At 66.6% G+C, this 17,713-nt stretch carries 13 protein-coding genes; 5 read left to right on the forward strand and 8 right to left on the reverse strand.

The window, feature by feature from the left end; translation table 11 throughout:
- Positions 1–5 precede the first annotated feature (5 nt).
- The 3 genes from K7W42_RS01985 (at position 6) to K7W42_RS01995 (ending at position 3,945) form a co-directional block, all read left to right on the forward strand.
- Positions 6–425: a hypothetical protein gene (locus K7W42_RS01985; protein WP_224571759.1), complete on the forward strand. Its 420-nt coding sequence runs from the start codon at positions 6–8 to the stop codon at positions 423–425.
- 218 nt (positions 426–643) lie between these two features.
- Positions 644–3,121: a leucine--tRNA ligase gene (gene leuS / locus K7W42_RS01990; RefSeq protein WP_224571760.1), complete on the forward strand. Its 2,478-nt coding sequence runs from the start codon at positions 644–646 to the stop codon at positions 3,119–3,121.
- 173 nt (positions 3,122–3,294) lie between these two features.
- On the forward strand, positions 3,295–3,945 hold the full coding sequence (locus K7W42_RS01995; RefSeq protein ID WP_224571761.1) for an NAD(P)H-dependent oxidoreductase: 651 nt from the start codon (positions 3,295–3,297) through the stop codon (positions 3,943–3,945).
- A gap of 273 nt (positions 3,946–4,218) precedes the next feature.
- On the opposite strand, the gene K7W42_RS02000 is transcribed toward K7W42_RS01995, so the two are convergent.
- Together K7W42_RS02000 and ppgK are read right to left on the reverse strand one after the other, a co-directional pair.
- Positions 4,219–4,953, reverse strand: coding sequence for a sporulation protein (locus tag K7W42_RS02000; RefSeq protein WP_224571762.1), 735 nt, complete (start codon positions 4,951–4,953; stop codon positions 4,219–4,221).
- 55 nt (positions 4,954–5,008) lie between these two features.
- Positions 5,009–5,791 carry a polyphosphate--glucose phosphotransferase gene (gene ppgK, locus K7W42_RS02005; protein ID WP_224571763.1) on the reverse strand — a complete coding sequence of 261 codons (783 nt, stop codon included), beginning with the start codon at positions 5,789–5,791 and terminating at the stop codon, positions 5,009–5,011.
- Positions 5,792–5,915: 124 nt separating this feature from the next.
- Between ppgK and K7W42_RS02010 the strand changes: the two genes are divergently transcribed.
- Positions 5,916–6,533, forward strand: a complete 618-nt coding sequence (locus tag K7W42_RS02010) for a TetR/AcrR family transcriptional regulator (protein ID WP_157458155.1) — start codon at positions 5,916–5,918, stop codon at positions 6,531–6,533.
- A gap of 93 nt (positions 6,534–6,626) precedes the next feature.
- Positions 6,627–8,117, forward strand: coding sequence for a 2-phosphoglycerate kinase (locus K7W42_RS02015; RefSeq protein WP_224571765.1), 1,491 nt, complete (start codon positions 6,627–6,629; stop codon positions 8,115–8,117).
- Between the two features lie 464 nt (positions 8,118–8,581).
- Here K7W42_RS02015 and K7W42_RS02020 read toward each other — a convergent pair whose 3' ends face one another.
- The 6 genes from K7W42_RS02020 to K7W42_RS02045 form a co-directional block, all read right to left on the reverse strand.
- Positions 8,582–8,998 (reverse strand): organic hydroperoxide resistance protein, encoded by a 417-nt coding sequence (locus tag K7W42_RS02020; RefSeq protein ID WP_224571768.1) that lies wholly within the window; start codon positions 8,996–8,998, stop codon positions 8,582–8,584.
- Between the two features lie 467 nt (positions 8,999–9,465).
- Positions 9,466–10,317 (reverse strand): hypothetical protein, encoded by an 852-nt coding sequence (locus K7W42_RS02025; protein WP_224571770.1) that lies wholly within the window; start codon positions 10,315–10,317, stop codon positions 9,466–9,468.
- 287 nt (positions 10,318–10,604) lie between these two features.
- Positions 10,605–11,249, reverse strand: a complete 645-nt coding sequence (gene pdxH, locus K7W42_RS02030; RefSeq protein WP_224571773.1) for a pyridoxamine 5'-phosphate oxidase — start codon at positions 11,247–11,249, stop codon at positions 10,605–10,607.
- Entirely contained in the window at positions 11,246–12,085 is an 840-nt protein-coding gene (locus K7W42_RS02035) for a DNA-formamidopyrimidine glycosylase (protein ID WP_224571775.1), read from the reverse strand. Before K7W42_RS02035 ends, pdxH begins: the two co-directional genes overlap by 4 nt.
- A 350-nt stretch (positions 12,086–12,435) precedes the next feature.
- Positions 12,436–14,634, reverse strand: a complete 2,199-nt coding sequence (locus K7W42_RS02040) for a S8 family serine peptidase (protein WP_224571777.1) — start codon at positions 14,632–14,634, stop codon at positions 12,436–12,438.
- A gap of 29 nt (positions 14,635–14,663) precedes the next feature.
- A complete protein-coding gene (locus tag K7W42_RS02045; protein ID WP_224571779.1) occupies positions 14,664–17,627 on the reverse strand; it encodes an Ig-like domain-containing protein in 2,964 nt (987 codons plus the stop codon).
- Positions 17,628–17,713 lie beyond the last annotated feature (86 nt).

Raw genomic sequence — 17,713 nt, forward strand, 5'->3', positions numbered from 1 at the left:
AGCGCGTGAAGAGCCGTATTCTGGGGCCCTTGCTGACACTGATGGTCCTGCTGGCTGGGGCCGCCTGGTGGCAGTCCGGGGCGCGCTGGCGAGGGGCCCTGTACTGCGCCGAGCAGCCGGGCCAGGTCTGGGGCGTGGCCCCCATCCCTGCCGGTGCCACCCTCCTGTGCCCCGAATCAAGCAGCGTGCGGGCCGAAGTGCGCCGGGGCGACACCCGAATCGAGCAGTATCTGTTCGCCGACTGGCAGCCCGAAACGCTGCTCCGGCTGCTGGAAGCGGAGGGCTTTACCCGCCTGTCCACCCGCCCCGACGACGGCATTCAGTTCGAGGCTGTCCTGACGAGCGGCCGCGAGCGTGTCCTGTATATCGCCGAACACCGGGGCGAGGGCACGCTGGTCAACCTGGGCGGCACGCCCATGCGTTAAAAAAGGCCAGATGGCCGATGCCAGCAGGCCGTTTGTGCGCTAAACTGCCTCCATGATCCGCTCTGCGCTTCTCAGCCGGGGACGCCTCGACTAGCCTCACCGCTACGTTCGAGCGTCCCCGGCTGCGTGCCGGGGCGTTTTTTTGCTGATGGCTGAAGGAACAAGTCACGTCCCCCATCACCCCTCAGTCACCCTTGCCCTCAAAGGAGCCCTGTCTCATGACCCAGACCAATGAAACCGCCAGCATCAACATTCAGGAGCCGCGCATGGAGCGGTACAACCCCCACGCCATAGAAGGCAAGTGGCAAGGCACATGGGCCAAGGCAGGCCTGTACATCTTCCAGGAAGATGCGCCCGGCGAAAAGCATTACGCCCTGACCATGTTTCCTTACCCCAGCGGCAACTTGCACATCGGGCACTGGTACGCCAACGTCGCGCCGGACGCGCGGGCCCGCTGGATGCGGATGCGCGGCTACAACGTGCTGTTCCCGATGGGCTTTGACGCTTTTGGCCTGCCCGCCGAGAACGCGGCCATTAAAAACAACGTCAACCCGGCCACCTGGACCTACAGCAACATCAAGTACATGACCGGGCAGTTTCAGCGCATGGGCACCATGATTGACTGGACCCGCTCGTTTGCCACCTGCGACCCGGACTATTACCGCTGGAACCAGTGGTTTTTCACCGAGTTCTTCAAGCGCGGCCTGGCCTACAAGAAGGGCGGCCTGGTGAACTGGTGCCCCAAGGACCAGACGGTGCTGGCCAATGAGCAGGTCGTGAACGGCGCCTGCGAGCGCTGCGGCACCCCGGTCGAAAAACGCAACCTGAGCCAGTGGTATCTGAAAATCACCGATTACGCCGACGAACTGCTGGACTTCTCGGCCACCGACATGCCCGAGAAAGTCCGCCTGATGCAGACCAACTGGATTGGCAAGTCGGTGGGCGCCGAGGTGACCTTTCAGACCCCCGCTGGGCCAGAAACGGTGTTTACCACCCGCCCCGATACCCTGATGGGCGCGACCTTTCTGGTCCTGGCCCCCGAACACAGCAAGGTCTCGGCCCTGACCACCGATGAGCAGCGCGCCGAGGTGGAGGCTTACGTCACCGCAGCGGGCCGCAAGACAGACGTGGAACGCCAGCAGGAGGGCGAAAAGACCGGCGTATTCACCGGCAGCTACGCCACGCACCCGGTCACGGGGCACCAGTTGCCGATCTGGGTGGCGGACTACGTGCTGGTCACCTACGGCACCGGCTCGATCATGGCGGTGCCGGCCCACGACGAGCGCGACTTCGCCTTTGCCAGGAAATTTGGTCTGGACATTGCCGAGGTGATTCGCCCGGACGGCGGCGAGCCGATGACCAGGGACGCCACCGAGGCCTATACGGGCGAGGGCACCGTCGTCAATTCCGGCGAGTTTGACGGCATGCCCGGCGGCAAGGCCAGCATCGCCGCCATCACCGGGCAACTGGAGGCACGCGGGATTGCGAAGGCCCGGACGACCTACCGCCTGCGCGACTGGCTGGTCTCACGCCAACGCTACTGGGGCACGCCCATTCCCATCGTGTACTGCGCCGAACACGGTGCCCAGCCGGTGCCGGCCGAGGACCTGCCCGTGCGCCTGCCCGAGACCGTGGAATTCACGCCCACTGGTCAGAGTCCTCTGAAGCTGAACACCGACTGGACCGCCGCCACCTGTCCTGTCTGCGGCGGCCCCGCCGAGCGCGACACCGACACCATGGACACCTTCGTGGATTCCAGCTGGTACATGTACCGCTACCTGAGTCCAGGCAACGAGACCTACCCCTTTGATCCCGAAAAGGCCGGCCTTCTGCCCGTGGACCTGTACACCGGCGGGATTGAACACGCCATTTTGCACCTGCTGTACTCGCGCTTCTGGACCAAAGTCATGCGCGACATGGGCCTGACCACCCAGAGCGAGCCGTTTGCGTGGCTGCGCAATCAGGGCATGATCCTGGGCGAGGACGGCGAGAAGATGAGCAAGAGCCGGGGCAATGTGGTGGACCCCGACGATCTGGTGCGGGAATACGGCGCCGACACAGTGCGCACCTATCTGCTGTTTATCGCGCCGTGGGAACTGGGCGGGCCCTGGGACCCGCAGGGCATCAACGGCCCGGCCAAGTGGCTGGGGCGCGTCTGGAACCTGTATTTCGAGGACCACCCCGTTGGCCCCGCCGAGAAGGTCACGGACGCCGAACTGCGGTACGCGGTTCACGCCACCCTGAAAAAAGTAAGCGGCGACTTCGAGCGCCTGAGCTTTAACACCATCGTCGCCGCCCTGATGGAGCTGACGAATACGCTGGTCAAGGCCAAGCGCGCCCCGGTGTTCGGCACCCCTGCCTGGGCCGAGGCCCTGCAGATGTTTAACCTGATGCTGGCCCCGGTGGTGCCCCACATTGCCGAGGAAATCTGGACCGAACGCGGCGGCGAAGGCAGCGTGCATACCCAGAGCTGGCCTGCGGTGGACGAGCAGGCCGCCACCCGTGACACCGTGACCCTGGGCGTGCAGGTCAGCGGCAAGGTGCGCGGCGAGATCACGCTCTCCAAGACCGCCACCGCTGAAGAGGCCCTGAGCGCCGCCAAAGCCAACGCCGACGTGGCCCGCTTTGTTGAGGGCAAGACGGTCGTCAAGGAGATTTATGTGCCGGGCCGGATTATCAATATCGTTGTAAAGTAGCGCACTTCTTTCGACAGGGCGCACCACCTGCACAGGCCAGTGCGCCCTGCCTTTTTTGCCCAATAGTCCGACAATTCAAGCGAAAGGCAAAAGATACCAGTTGACAAAATAAACTACTTTGTTCTAACGTGGCTTTACCACAACTGAAGCCCCTACGGGCTTCTGGAGGCTATATGACAAACGTACTTTTTGTTCAGGGTAACCCGAAAAGTGTAGAGCAGTCCGTCTCCTTGCAGCTGGGTCAGCACTTTGTCGAGACGTTTCAGGCGGCCTCAGCCAACACGGTGGTCAGCACCCTGGACCTCTACAGCGACTTCATTCCCCTGATTGACGCTGATGTCGTAACCGGATGGGGCAAGCTGGCAGCGCAGCAGGACCTCTCGCCCGAAGAGGCGCAAAAAGTGCAGCGTCTGGGCGAACTGGTGGACCAGTTTCTGGCCAGTGACGTGCTGGTGTTTGCGGCGCCGCTCTGGAACTTTGGTTACCCGCCCATGGTTAAAGCCTATATGGACGCCGTGGCTGTGGCGGGCAAAACCTTCCAGTATTCCCCCCAGGGTCCAGTGGGCCTTACCAGGGGCAAGCGCGCGGTCATTCTGGAATCGCGCGGCGGGTTCTACAGCGGCGACGCGCAGAACTTCCTCCACTCTGCCAACTATCTAAAAGGCTTCCTGGGCTTTCTGGGCGTCACGGAGGTCGAGACGGTCTTTGCCGAGGGCCTGAACTTTGACCCCAGCAAAGCCGACGAGATTCTGGCCGCCGCCAAGGGCCGCGCCGCCCAACTGGCCCAGACGATGGCCAAGCAGCCAGAAGCCGCACTGGTCTAAGCCGAAGTCGGGCGAGCTTCAGCACAGGCTTCGGCGTTGACCCGGCGAGAAGGAATCGGAGACCTCAGGACAACAGCCGCTTCCTGGATGATGGTTGGCTGTGGAAGACGGCGCAGCGAGGACAAGGCAGCAGACCGCCGCACTCATCCGGCCGAGGTTACCTCTCGGCGCCGCAGGGTAGACGGTGGGACACAGCAAAGAGCGAGCGTGCCCGTGTGTGGCCCGCTCGCTCTTTGTCCGGCAGCACTTCACGCGCTGGGCCAGTTCTCCCGCTTACATCAGGCTGCGAATGCGGCCTTCCAGTTCGCGGGCCACCGCGTCAGGGCCGGCTTGCAAGGTCTGGCTGCTCAGGTGCCAGTTGCCTTTACGCTCCGTCTCGCTGGTAAAGATGCTCGCCATGCCAGTGGCGCGGCGGTCAACCTCCAGAATCACGTCCAGGCCGCCCATCTGCGGGAAAATCATCATCTCGATTTCCGCAATCTTGTACTGGCCGTAGGGCGGGCGGAAGCTGATTTCCTGGGCGATGCGGCCGTGGTGGTATTCCACCTCGCTGCCTGACAGCTGAAACCCCAGCTGCTGCGCGGCCATGAACAGGGTTTCCATCTCACGGCTGGGCAGAATCTGGAGGGTGTCCTGGTCGCCGGGGTCGGCGGCGCCCGCAATGTCGGCGTCGGTGGCCAGCCAGACCGAGGTGCCGCTGAGAGTCAGGGGCGTGCCCGCAGGCACAGGAATGCTGAAGGGGAATTCGCGGCGCTCGCCTGGGCGCAGATCGAAGCCCGGCACCACGGCGACCTTGCTGAGCTGGTGGTGAACATAGGTGTCGTCGTGCTTGTAGCGGGTCGCCAGGCCCAGGTTAATGCGCTCGATGCGCTGGTCCACGCCCCCGCCCGTCACGACGATCACGCCGTTGACACTCTCGCCAATGCGCACAGCAGGGTTCTGCACCTGGGCGTCCACGCGCGCGCCACCCACACCGACTGCGGCCATCATCCGTTTTAAGAATCCCATACTCCTCCCTGTACGCCCCAGGCGCGTGAATAGTTCCGAAGATGACGTTTGGAGTCTAAGCCTTTTTGGCCGCGGCGCGCGGTGACCGGACGGGCGGCGCGAGGAGGGCCGCCTGCATGGCCGCCCCAATGATGCCAGCCTCGTTGAGCAGCTGCGCGGGCACCACACGGCTGCGGTCCAGGGTCAGGTGGGGCGTCCATTTGTCGGCTTTTTTGCTGATTCCACCACCGATAATGAACAGCTCCGGGCTGAACAGCAGTTCCAGGTGTTGCAGGTAGGAACAGGCGCGTTTGCTCCACTGTTTCCAGTTCAGGTCGTCGCGTTCCCGCGCCCGGTCAGAGGCCCAGGTTTCGGCGTGTTTGTCGCGCAGCCACAGGTGCCCCAGTTCGGTGTTGGGCACCAGCACGCCGTCATGAATCAGGGCGCTGCCAATGCCGGTGCCAAAGGTCAGCACCATGACCGTGCCGTCCTGACCGGCGCCGGCGCCAAAGCGGGCCTCGGCCAGCCCAGCAGCGTCAGCGTCATTGAGCAGATGCACCTCCTGGCCCACCGCCTCGCTGAGTAGGGTATCGGCGTCCAAGCCAATCCAGTCTTTGTGCACGTTGGCCGCTGACAGGGTGCGCCCCCGCTGCACGATGCCGGGAAAGGTCACCCCCACCGGGCCGGGCAGCCCAAAGCCCTGGACCAGCTCGGCCACCACTGCCTTGACGTCGGCGGGCGCGGCGCCTTCCGGGGTGGGGATACGGCGGCGCTCGCCGACCAGCTGCCCGGTCAGGGTGTCCACCGGCGCGCCCTTGATCCCGCTCCCGCCTATGTCAATGCCCAGAGTCACGCTCATATGGGGTACAGCCTAAGCGATAGGCCACGCCCAGCGCCCCTGCCTGGCCGCCCCACTCTGTGAACTGAGTTCTTGTTTGAACAGGGTGCAATTTTGAACCGGGCGCGCTATACCTTGGGGAATCATGGATTCCACCTCGCTGCGCGAACGCCAGAAGGAGCGCCGCCGCGCCCGCATCTATTCTGTCGCCATTGACCTGTTCAAGCGCGGGGGCTTTCAGACGACCACCGCGACGGATATCGCGCGGGCCAGCAACGTCTCGCGCGGCACTTTTTTTAACTATTACCCATACAAAGAAGCGGTGCTGCTGGACTACGGCAGCGAGGTCATGAACCGCCTGCGCGATCACGCCGAGGCCCGGCTGCACGAAGGCACGCCGCCCCTGACGGTGCTGTATGAGGTCTGGGACCGCCTGGCCGAGGAAAATACCCGCGAGCGCGACCTGTTTCCGCCGCTGGCCTATGAGGTGATGAACCCCAACCCCGAACGCGCCCGCACCGCGTACCAGGCGCTGCCACTGAGCAAGGTCATCGAACTGATTCTGCGCCCTATGCACCACGCCGGGCAGATGCGCACCGACCTGAGCCTTCAGCGCATCAGCAACCTGATTGCCGACACCTACCTGATGGTGGCGCTGCGCTGGAGCGCCTACGGCACCGAGCGCCCCCTGCGTGAGGAAATGCGCCTCGCCCTCGGCCTGCTGCTGGAAGGCGCCGTGCGCCGCGACCTCCCCCGCCCTTGAGACCCAGGTGGGGCGCAGCGCGCGGTTCCCAGGAGGGCGCCGGGAGTACACTGCGCCGGTGAACGCCCTTCTCTTCCAGTTCCGCAGCAGGCCATGACCCTGCCCGAGCTGCGGATTGGCACCGCGCGCCACGCCTTTCCGTTTAGCCGGGGGCTGCTGGTCGAGTCGCTGGTCAATGCTGGCGCCACTGGCGCGGGTGCGGCGGCGGCGGCGCGGCGCATTGAGCAGCAACTGCGCCTGGCACGGCGCACCACCGTCAGCCCCAGCGAGCTTCAGGCCCTGATGGTCGAGGTGGCGCGCGACGTGGCCGGGTCAGCCGTGGCGCAGGCGGCGGCGGCCCAGACCCCGGCCTTCGTGGACATTCTGGTGACGGCCAAGAAGGGCGACCTGCCGTTTAGCCGGGGCGTGCTGGCCCGCACACTGGAAGACGCGGGGCTGTCGGGCAAAGACGCCTACGCCACGGCCAGCACGGTGGATGTGGGCCTGCGCCAGCGCGGCGTGCGGCGCCTGAGCGCCGAGGAAATTGACAACCTGACCGAAGACGCCCTGGCCACCCGCTACGGTGAACATCTGCGCCTGACCTACCGCTACCTGCGCCACAACCGGGGCAAACTGGGCGTGCTGGGCAGCGACAGCAACATGCCCAGCCCGTTTTCCAAAGGCATTCTGGTGCAGTCGCTGCTGGCCGCCGGGGTCGCGCCGGATGTGGCCCGCAAGGTGGCGCGCGTGACCCAGCGCGACCTGCGGGGCCGCGACGACCGCGTGGTCGCCCGCCACGCCATCCGCAACAAGGTCGAGGCGCTGCTGCGCGATGAGGTGGGGCCAGATGTCGGGGCGCGCTACCGCCTGCTGCGCGTCATTCGCCGCCCGCCCCGGCCGGTGATCGTGCTCCTGGGCGGCGTGTCAGGCACTGGCAAAAGCTTCCTGGCCGCCGAGATTGCCTACCGCCTGGGCATTGCGCGCGTGGTCAGCACCGATTCTATTCGGGAGGTCATGCGGGCCATGGTCTCCCCCGCCCTGGTGCCCACCCTGCACGCCAGCACCTTCAGCGCCTGGGAGGCCCTGCTGCCGCCAGGTGTGCCGCGTCCCGAGACCCCCACCCGCGAAGCCCTGCTGGCGGGCTTCCGTGACCAAGTGCAGCAGGTGAGTGTCGGCCTGGGGGCTGTGGTGGCCCGTAGCGTGCAGGAAGGCAGCAGCCTGGTGCTCGAAGGCGTTCATCTGGTGCCCGGCTACCTCCGTGCAGAGGCGTTCCGGGGCGCGCTGCTGGTGCCCATGCTGGTCACGCTGCCTGACGAGGAAGAACACCGCCGCCACTTTGAAAGCCGCGACTCTGAAACGGCCGCGAGCCGTCCCCTGCACCGCTACATGGCCTATTTCAGAGAGATCCGCGCCATGCAAGATGAGCTGGAAGCCCTGGCCCGCGCTCAGGACGTGCCCCTGCTGGACGGCTTGACCCTGGATGAGAGCGCCGAGCAGGCCGTGGATGTGGTCCTGAAGCGCGTGATGGTGGCCCTGACCCCCGAAGAGCGGCTCAGCCTGCTGGGCGAGGACGGCTCTGAGCTGACTCTGGGTGCTGGAGGATAAGAAGACAAAGGCGCGTCTGCGGCCAGAAGTCTGACAGCGGCTGCCAGTTCCATTGAGGGCCCATCAACGCCACTCCACTCCACTTTTGCCGCTGTCTCTGACGGACACCCACTGTGTTCGCCTCAGCGTGGTTGAGGATCATCACCCTCAATCACGCTGAGTTCCGCTGTGAGTCAAGAAAGAGAGCGCCAACGGGGAATCCCGCTGACGCCTTGTGATATGGACGAGGTGAAAGCCCTTTTCAGGAACGGCCCGGTGTGGCCATGCTTGAGCGCTGTACTCTCTGTTGCCAAAGCTGCGAGCAGCGCTCAGGGCAAAGCTTCTCTCAGGGTTAGGTGTTCAATTCAAGGAAACCAAGCCGGACAAACGGAGACCGAATCTGGAAGCAGCAAATCGGCTCTCGGCTGTTGTCCTGCCGTGGGCGCCGCTCAGGGCTGACCCTGCCGCTGCTTTGGCAGCTGTAATCAGCGCACGCTCAGCTGAACATCCACGTTGCCACGTGTGGCCACGCTGTAGGGGCAAACGGCATGGGCGGCGTGCATCAGGGCCAGGGCGTCGTCCTGGCTCAGGCCGGGGAAATGGCCTTCCAGGGCCACGTCCAGCGCAAAGGCCAGACCCTCGCGGCGCAGGCCCACGCGGGCCGTTACGGTGCTGTCCGGGGTCAGTTCCAGCTTCTGGCGGCGTGCGGCCACACCCAGGGCACCCTGAAAGCAGGCGGCATACCCGGCGGCAAACAGCTGTTCGGGGTTGGTGCCGGGACCGTCGTCTCCGCCGATGCCAGCCGGCACGCTTAAGGCAAAGTTCAGGCGGTCATCGCTGCTTGTCACGGTGCCGGCGCGCCCGCCTGTGGCGGTAACTTCTGCGGTATAGAGGTGATTCATGCGGCCCAGCATGGCGCGGGCCGATGCGCTGCAACGGCAAGCCGCCGCACAAAGAAGGTGTTCCTGCGTGAGGGGCAGTGGAGAGTGAGGCTGCTGATCTCCAGTTGAGGCCATCAGCCACCTGAGCTGACCAACTTTGCTCTGCGGCGGATGGAGACGAATAGACGCTGGCAAGCTAGAGGAAGACCCAGCCCACAAGGCTCTGTTCTTCAGGAGATTCAGAGGAGCCTCTGAAACGGCCCAGGAATCTTCTGTTGCCATGTGAAAAACACCGAACCACCTGTGAATGAGCACAGACTTGTCCCTGCCCAGCAGCTCTACAGAGCCACGTGCCTTAGCGCAACCTCGGGATCAATCCTCCAACTCTCCTCTCGGAAGACCAGTAGACAGACCAATGATCTGCTCTACCTCTTTTGGTTCAGCGGCAAGGAATAAAGCTGCCGGCCAGAGCCGAACCCCCTCCCCTCTCACCACACGCGCACGCGCACGTAAGCCCGGTCAGCGTACCCATCCTGGCCGGGGCGCTGGGGCCGCACATAGGGAAAGCGGGTCGTGAGCAGGGGGTCAGCGGCCAGCACGTCTTCCAGGTGGCGCTCGGTGGCCTGGAGGGTGCCCAGCACCGCCGGATACCCGCCCGTGGCCAGGCAGACTTCACGCGGACCGGGCGGCAGCACATGCACCCGCAGGTGTTCGTCGGGCACGGGGCGGCCGTCCACCAGGCCGTAGCCAAAGGGACCAGTCGTGTTAGCCAGGGCCGCGTGCGCCGTCAGCAGCGGCGCAATGATGACCTGCGCCGGGTCGTCGTGGCGCAGGGTGGCGGCGGTCTTGGCGTCACCACGGGCCAGCAGGGCGTGCAGAAACACGGCGCGCGCCTGGGCCGCCGCCGCCAGGGAAGGCAGCTGATTGGGCAGGCCGTAGACGCCCTGGCCGGCGGTCCCGCCGTCCCAATGGGCGCCTACGGCCCCCAGTTGCCAGACCTCTCGCCGCGCCGCACTGACAGCCGCCAGCGCAAAGGCCACCTGAAGGCGCGCTTCGCCGTGCCGGGTCCGCCCCAGCGCCGTGCTCAGCGCGCGGGTCAGGCGGTCCGCCGCGTCCCGCAGGTCAGCGCTGGGGGGCAGGTCCCGCAGGGCCGCCGCGCCCACGACAGCCGCAAAGCGCGCTGGGGGCAGGTCGTGCGGCCGGGCGCCGCCCGTCGTGGCGCCAAAACTCAGCCCGGCCACCAGGGCGATGTGGTGGGGGGTGACCACGAGCAGGTCAGCGCTGTCTTCCAGCTGCCCACTGCGGGCACGAATGCTGGATTCCATGACCTGAAACGGCATGGCGCCATACTAGTGGACCGCGCCCCAGGCTTCTGCCCTTACAGGCAGTGCAAGAACCCCTGAGAGTCAGAGTGGTCGTCGAAACTGCCTCAGAGTTTCTCTCAACCGATGTGACGCGGGCGGAGCAGGCGATGAAGAGCAGCCTCCTTAGATTTAAGGGACTGCTGTGCAGAGTAAAACATAGATAGCAAGGTGTGCAGTGGCCTCTGCTCCTCAAGAAGTCACCACCTGGACAGCTCGCATTCAGTCTGGCTCTTTGGTAGACACCCTTCCGTCTTGTCAGGGCGTCAGGGCAGCAGGCGCTGCACCTGCCAGCGGTCAGCCTGGCGCGCATACCGGAAGCGGTCATGCAGACGGCTCGGGCGGCCCTGCCAGAACTCCCACTCCTGCACGGTGACCCGGTAGCCTCCCCAGAACGCCGGACGGGGCACCTCTGTCCCCTCGGGAAAACGGCGGTGCAGGGCAGCAAAGGTGGCGTCCAGCGCTGCCCGGTCCTGTACGGGGGCACTTTGCGGGTCGCTGGCATGGGCGGCCAGCTGGCTCTCGCGGGGGCGGGCGTGAAAGTAGGCGTCGGCCTCCTCATCCGTGACGCGGGCCACGGTGCCGTAGGCGCGCACCTGCCGTTCATGCTCCGCCCAGTGAAACAGCAGCTCGGCCTGCGGGTTGACCGCCAGGTCATGGCCTTTGTGGGACCCGAAGTTGGTGTAAAACGTCAGACCACGGTCATCGGCGCCGCGCAGCAGGACGGTGCGCACACTGGGCCGCCCACTCTGGTCAGCAGTGGCCAGGCTCAGGGCATACGGCTCTCGCAGGCCCGCGTCCAGGGCTTCTTGCAGCCAGACCTGAAACTGCGCCAGAGGCTCGGGGTGCAGGTCTGCGCGGCGCAGTTCGGCGCGGGTGTAGGACAGGCGCAGTCCCGTCAGGTCGGTCACGCGGCCCCCACGGGGCGCAGCGGCTGACACTGCGGGCAAAAGTGAGTGCCTCGCTGCCCCAGCACAATTTTCTCGATAGTCGTGCCGCAGCGGTCACACGGCTGGCCGCCGCGCCCATACGCGTGGTGCTGGTGCTGAAACGCGCCGGGTGCGCCGTCGTGCTGGCGGTAGTTCCCCACGCCGTCACCCAGGCTGCTGCCCCCAGCCTCAACGGCGCGGCCCATCACTTCGCGGACGGCGCGGTAGAGGCGCCCGGCCTCGTCAGCCGTCAGGCGCGTCTGGGCCGGGTGAATCCGGGCGGCCCACAGGCTCTCGTCGGCGTAGATGTTGCCCACACCGCTGACCGGCTTTTGCGACAGCAGCCACAGTTTGACCGGACCGCAGGCGGCCGCCAGACGCACAAAGTCATCCTCGCGGAAGTCCGCTGAGAGGGGCTCGGGGCCCATCGCCGCCAGGGTGGGGTGACCTGCATAGTCGCCGCGCGGCACCACCGCCACCTTGCCAAAGCGCCGGGCGTCGTCAAAGTACAGTTCGCCAGCGTCGGTCTTGAAGGTCACGCGGGTGTGCTTGCCGCTTTCCAGGCGAAAGCCGCCCGTCATCCCCAGGTGGACCAGCAGTTCGAGGTCATGGGGCTCGTCCTGCGCGGCACTTTGTTCAGCCAGGTGCAGCAGCAGATACTTGCCCCGGCGGCTGAGGCCAGTCACGCGCCGCCCCTGCGCCAGATGGGTGTCGCGGTACTTGTGGGGCGCGTCGTGGGCGACTTCCAGAATGGTGCGGCCCAGCAGCAGCGGCTCGATTTTGCGGCGGGTGGTTTCAACTTCCGGCAGTTCCGGCATGGGGGCAGCATAGCCCCGAAGCGCCGGACCAGACTGCGGCGAACATGACGGGGGTTAGGGGAAACTGGGTGCCGTTCAGCTCGTTGCCCACTGGGAGGGCACCAGCCTGGCAACTTCATGTTCTGAGCACTCTGCGCGGATTGACTCGTTTGCGAAAACGACTCAATCGGAGGCCGCGCACAGGCGGAGCGAGGCGCCACCCTCCGCATGCGTGTCTGCCCCCACCTTCGCCTTCTCCCCCACGCCCAAAGCGCAGCGCCACCAAAACCACAAGCGGGGCTTCGGCGGCGCACAGCGGGTGAGGTAACGGGCAGCCAGCACGGCCACCCGCCACCACTCGCTTATCCTGCTTACTTCTGGCGCAGTTCCAGGAAGTATTTGTTCTGAGAACTGTTGCTGACGGTGCCGGTGTAGGGGGCTTCACCGTTCGTGGGGTTCAGGTGCGTGTAGGCGCCCACCTGAAGGAAGTACGTCCCCGTGCTGGGCAGCGTGACCGACAGGATGTTGGTGACGGTATTGGGTTTGAGGGGCCGGCCCGAGGCGTCCTTGAGCGTCACGCCGGCCGCGTCACGGATGTAGACGACGCCCCACAGGTTGCCCAGCGCCTCGCCGGGGTAATACTTGTCGTGCAGCACGATGTCCAGCTTCTGCCCAGCCGTCCCGCTGAACGAGTAGAGATCCACGTCGTACTTGTCCTTGCCGGTTGTGGCGTTGTAATCCTTATTAAAGATGTACGCCAGGTCGGTGGCCTTGCCCACCTCGACGGGCTTGGCGCTGGCCAGGGTGTCGTTGGCCTCGTAGGGGTCGGTGGGGAACGGGTTGTAGTAGCCCTTGTCCAGCTGGAAGACGGTGGGGGTGGTGCCCGCGTCGCCGCTCGTGACGGTGATCTCACCGACATAGGTGCCGCGTTCCTCGGGTTTGCCGCCGGTCACGAGCAGGTCAGGCGTCCCGATGCGCAGGGTGTACTTGCCCGGCGCAATCGCGGCAAACAGCGCCTCGCCCCGGCTGTCGGTCTGGGCGCCGTAGACCATGCCGTCTGACCCGGCGCCTTCCAGAATCACGTCGGAGGCGGTGGTGGCGGCGACGTAGGTGCCAGTGTCGCCCTTGACCTGCACCTGAATACGGACTGCGCCTCCTCTCTCGGGCATGGGCCCATTCTTCAGGCGCTCGGCCAGGCGGTCCAGGCGAATGGCGCCGTAGCCGGTTTCGCGGTCAAAGCCGCCCGCACTACTCCCCACACTGGCGTCAGCGGTCTCTTCCATCAGGCGGCGCACCTGGTAGGGGTCCAGGTCGGGGCGTGCCCCCAGAATCAGCGCGGCGGTCCCGGCCGTGTAGGGCCCAGAAAACGACGTGCCGCTGATGAGCTGGTAGCCGCTGCCGCCCGCCGGCGTGGCGCCGCTCTTGCGGCTGCCGTCGTCATTCAGAAAGAGGGGCGCCGCCAGCAGCACGTCCACACCCGGCGCGGCCACGCTGATGTGACGGCCAAACGTCGAGAAGCTGGCCTTCTTGTTGTTGATGTCCAGCGCCGCCGAGGCGATGACGCCGGGCAACATGGCGGGGCGCGACCATTCCTCGCGCGAGGAGTTCCCGGCGCTGGCCACGACCGTCACGTTTTTGCGCAGGGCGTAGTCCACCGCCAGCTTGATGGTGGGGTCGTAGCCGGGGCCGCCCCAGGAGTTGTTAAGCACCTGGGCGCCGTTGTCCACCTGCCACAAAATCGCCTTGGCGATGGCGGCGGTGCCCACGCTGCCCGGCGCGAAAATCATGGAAGGCTGGAACTTGGCGCCGGGGACCACCCCCACGATGCCCTTGCCGTCCTTGGCGGCCGTGATGGTAGACGCCACCGCCGTGCCGTGTTCGATGCTGGGGTCCACCTGCCCGTTGACCGATCCGTCCAGGCCGTCAATCATGTCCAGCCAGCTCTGGGCGGTGGTGTACACCTTGCCAGCGCCCCGAGGGTCGTAGGCCTTGCCACTCCAGGTGGCTTTCAGGTCGGGGTGAGACACGTCGCTGGGGTCGTCCACGACGCCCACGGTGACGCCCGCGCCCGTAAAGCCGGCGTCCCAGGCGGCCTGAGCGGCCATGTGGTTCTGGTCCAGGGCGTACTGCGGGAGGCTGTCAAACGTCTGGTTGACGGCGGCCTGGGCGCCCAGGGCCGCCTGCTCGGGGGTCTTCTGGTCCGGCTCGCGCTCGGCGAGGTGATGGGGGGCGGCGTAGCGCACCTCGCCCTCGCGGTTCAGCAGGGCCGCGACCTCCAGGGCGTCGTCTACGGCGGGCAATTCCAGCACCACCACATCCAGCTGCGGAATGCGGTCAATGATGCGGGCGTTCAGGCGCGCGGCCAGGGCCTCGGCCGCCGGAGCCGGCAGGTTCACGACGAGTTGCTGGCGCAGGTAGCGGGCGCCGGTGCGCCCGTTGACAGCCACGGTGGCGGCGGGGGACGGCGCCGCAACGACGGGCGCAGGAACCTGCACCGGGGTGGGCTGACCACAGGCGGCCAGCAGGGCCGTGAGGGTCAGGGCGGCCAGGCCAAAACGGGGGGTCTTCATGGTGGAGCCTCGCAGGGAAAAGGAGGACATCAGGGGCGCGTGATGAAGTCGTACACGTCGGTGTAGCTCTGGGTGACGCCGCCGGGCACCACTTTGGTGGTGTCGGGGTCGCTGTACACGGCGTAGGCCACGATGGGGTTGGTGGCCGACTGCGGCTGGGCCGGGTCTTGCAGGCGGTAGGCGTAGCCCATATGCACGTACCAGCTGTAGCGGCGGTTAGCCTGCAGCGGCGCAGGCGTCAGCTTGAGGGCCACGCGGTCCAGGCTGTGGGGCAGGCTCAGCAGGTCAGTGGCGGCGTCGTAATTCACCACGTTGCCAGCGGCGGCACCCGCACTGTCGAAATACACGCGGCCACTGCTGGCGTCCGTGACAGTCGTGGAGGTAGTTTTTTGCAGCACCACCGAGGGCATGGTCAGGCGCCCGGCCCCGGTGAACACGTCGTCGGTGCGCAGGGTAAAGCGCGCGCCCGTGGCCCCGGTGGCAAAGGCGTTCGTGCGCAGGGTGTAGGTGGGCAGCAGGTCGGCGCCCAGGCTGTCTTTGGCCGGGCTGACCAGCTGCGGCCGGAAGGGCAGCAGCGTGTGGGTGCTGGGCAGAGCAGGGGCGTCGCTGGTGGCTTCAGCCGCACCCACGGCGGTGACGCGGTAGAAGTAGTCCCGGTCGGCTTCCAGGGTGCTGGTGTTGTCGCTGACCGTGCAGCGCTTGGTGGCCGAGCTGCACTGCGCCGTGTCAGCAAAGGCCACCTGGGTGTAGGGGCCGCCCGCCGCCGCTGCGCGCAGCACCCGGAAGCCGGTGAGGCCCTCGGTGCTGGCCGGCTGGCTCCAGGACACGCTGACCCATAGGTTACTGCCCTGAGGGGCACCCTGCGGCCCGACGCCCATGATGTAGCCGATGCGCTCGCTGAGGGTATACGCCACCGCCGCCACACCGGTCGGGGCAGTCACGGCGCCGGGCGTGCCGCTGCGGCGCAGCGTGACGGGCACGAGGTACGCCACGCGGTTGTAATTGAAGTCCAGCGCCGAGACCTGCACGTAAATGTCGCCCAGCAGCCCAGCAGCGGGCAGAGACACCAGGCCGCTGTCCTGCTGGCCCTCGCCGGGCGCCGTCACGCCAGGGTCCAGGCTGGTCAGGCCGCCGCGCAGGTCGGCCATCTGCCCGCTGGCATCCACCGTCACCAGCGAGAACATGAAGTAGCGCATCAGGCGCGCGCCGCCCGTGGTGTAGGCGCGCAGATTCACGGCGTCGTTGAACACAGCGCCGGGTGCCAGGGTTTTCCAGGCCGCGCCGTCGGGGGTCAGCAGCTTGAGCTGCGGCACGTCCGTGGGGGCGTTGGGATCAGCGGCGCTGAACTGGCCTACCTTCAGGCGGGTGTTCAGGGTGCCGCGCGCCGCCGCCCCGTTGATTTCCGAGCCGGCCATGCCCGCCTTGCTGAAGACCAAATCGTAGGTGCCTTCAGGGATAGCAGCGAATTCCACATACCCAGCGGCGGAGGTGGTCCGCTCGGCCAGCACAGTCTGGCGGTCGCCGCTGCGGTAAATCCGCACGGTGCTGCCGCCCACGCCCTCGCCCCGGTTGGACCGCACCACATCGGCCGACAGGGTGGCTGGACCAGACCCCAGGAACGGGCCGGGAGCTGCGGGGATGTCCACCGTCAGGGTGGTGGTGGTCTCGCCCCGGTTGCCGGCGGCGTCGGTCGCCACGGCCTTCAGGGTGCGGGTGCCGTTCTCGGCGGCCGTGTAGGCCTGAGTCCACTCGTAAGGAGCGGTGCTGTCGGTGCCCAGCAGGCGGGCGCCGTCGTAGAAGCTCACGGCCGTTACGCCCACGTTGTCGCTGGCCTGGGCCCGCAGGGTCACGTCGCCCGCAGCGCGCAGCGGGTTCGGGGTGGCGCTCAGGGCGCTGACGGTGGGGGCAATGGTGTCGGCGGTGTCGCCAGCCGGCACCTTGAGGTCGGCCGTCATCTCGTTGCCGGCCGCGTCCTTGACCAGCAGGGTCAGCGTCTGCTCGCCGGGGCGCACGCCGGGCACGGTGGCCGTAAAGGTGGTGCCGGTAAAGTCGCCCGCCGACAGCTGCCGCAGCAGGCGGGCGCCGCTGTAGATGCGCGCACTGACCACGCCCAAGTTGTCCTGCACCGCGCCGCACAGCGTGACCTGCTCGCCGCTGCGGCCCAGCAGCTCAAAGCTCTGGATAGTCGGGGCCACCAGGTCGCTGCCCACTCCGACATTCACGGCAAAAGGGGCGCGGGCCGTGACCGTCATCTGGCCTTCCACGGCGTCGTCCTGGCCGGCGGCCAGCAGCCCCGTGACAGTGGCCGTGACCAGCAGGTCGCCAGTGGGCTGGCTGTCGGCGCGCACCAGGACGCCGCGCTTGGGCTCGGCGGTGCCGAGGTTGGCGCCGTTTTGCACTGTATAGGCCACCTGAAAGTCGTCCTGCGGCACGCGCAGGTCGTCGCGCCCATTGGCGCTCAGGCCCAGCACGTATTCCACTTCCTGCCCAGGCACCACCATATTCAGGGGCAGGCTGGTCAGGCGGCCGCCGCCCAGCACGCTTTTCAGGAGCAGCGCCAGCGTCTGGCCCGAGGCGGTAAAGCTCTGACTGACCTTGCCAAACGCCAGCAGGTGCCGCCCAGCATTGGTGACGCCCAGGTCATAGGCGCGGCTGGTGAAGGTATAGGCCACGCCGGCCACCACCGACAGATTCAGCTGGCTCTTGCCGGGCGTCAGGACGAAGTAGCTCTGCTGACCTTGCGGGTCGGCGGCGTTGTCACCGTTAAAGCGCACTGGCTGGCCCTGGCCGTCCAGCACGCTGACCTTGACCTCCTGCACGCCCGCGCCGCCCGGCGCATAGGGCAAGCCCTGAGCGCCCAGGGCGCGGAGCTGGGGAAGATTGAGGGTGACGCTCAGGCGGTCCTGAGGACGGGGCGGCTCGCTGCCAGGCTGGCTACAGGCGCCAAGTATCAGCGCTAGACTCAGGGCAGAAAGGGAAATTCTCCGGTGCATATCACTCCTTGAACGTGAGGGGCCGCGCTCAGACGGCCGACAGGAAAAAAGGCCAGGACAAACCGGACAGTGCCCGGAGGCACTGC

The organism is Deinococcus betulae (genome assembly GCF_020166395.1).
Lineage (GTDB): Bacteria > Deinococcota > Deinococci > Deinococcales > Deinococcaceae > Deinococcus > Deinococcus betulae.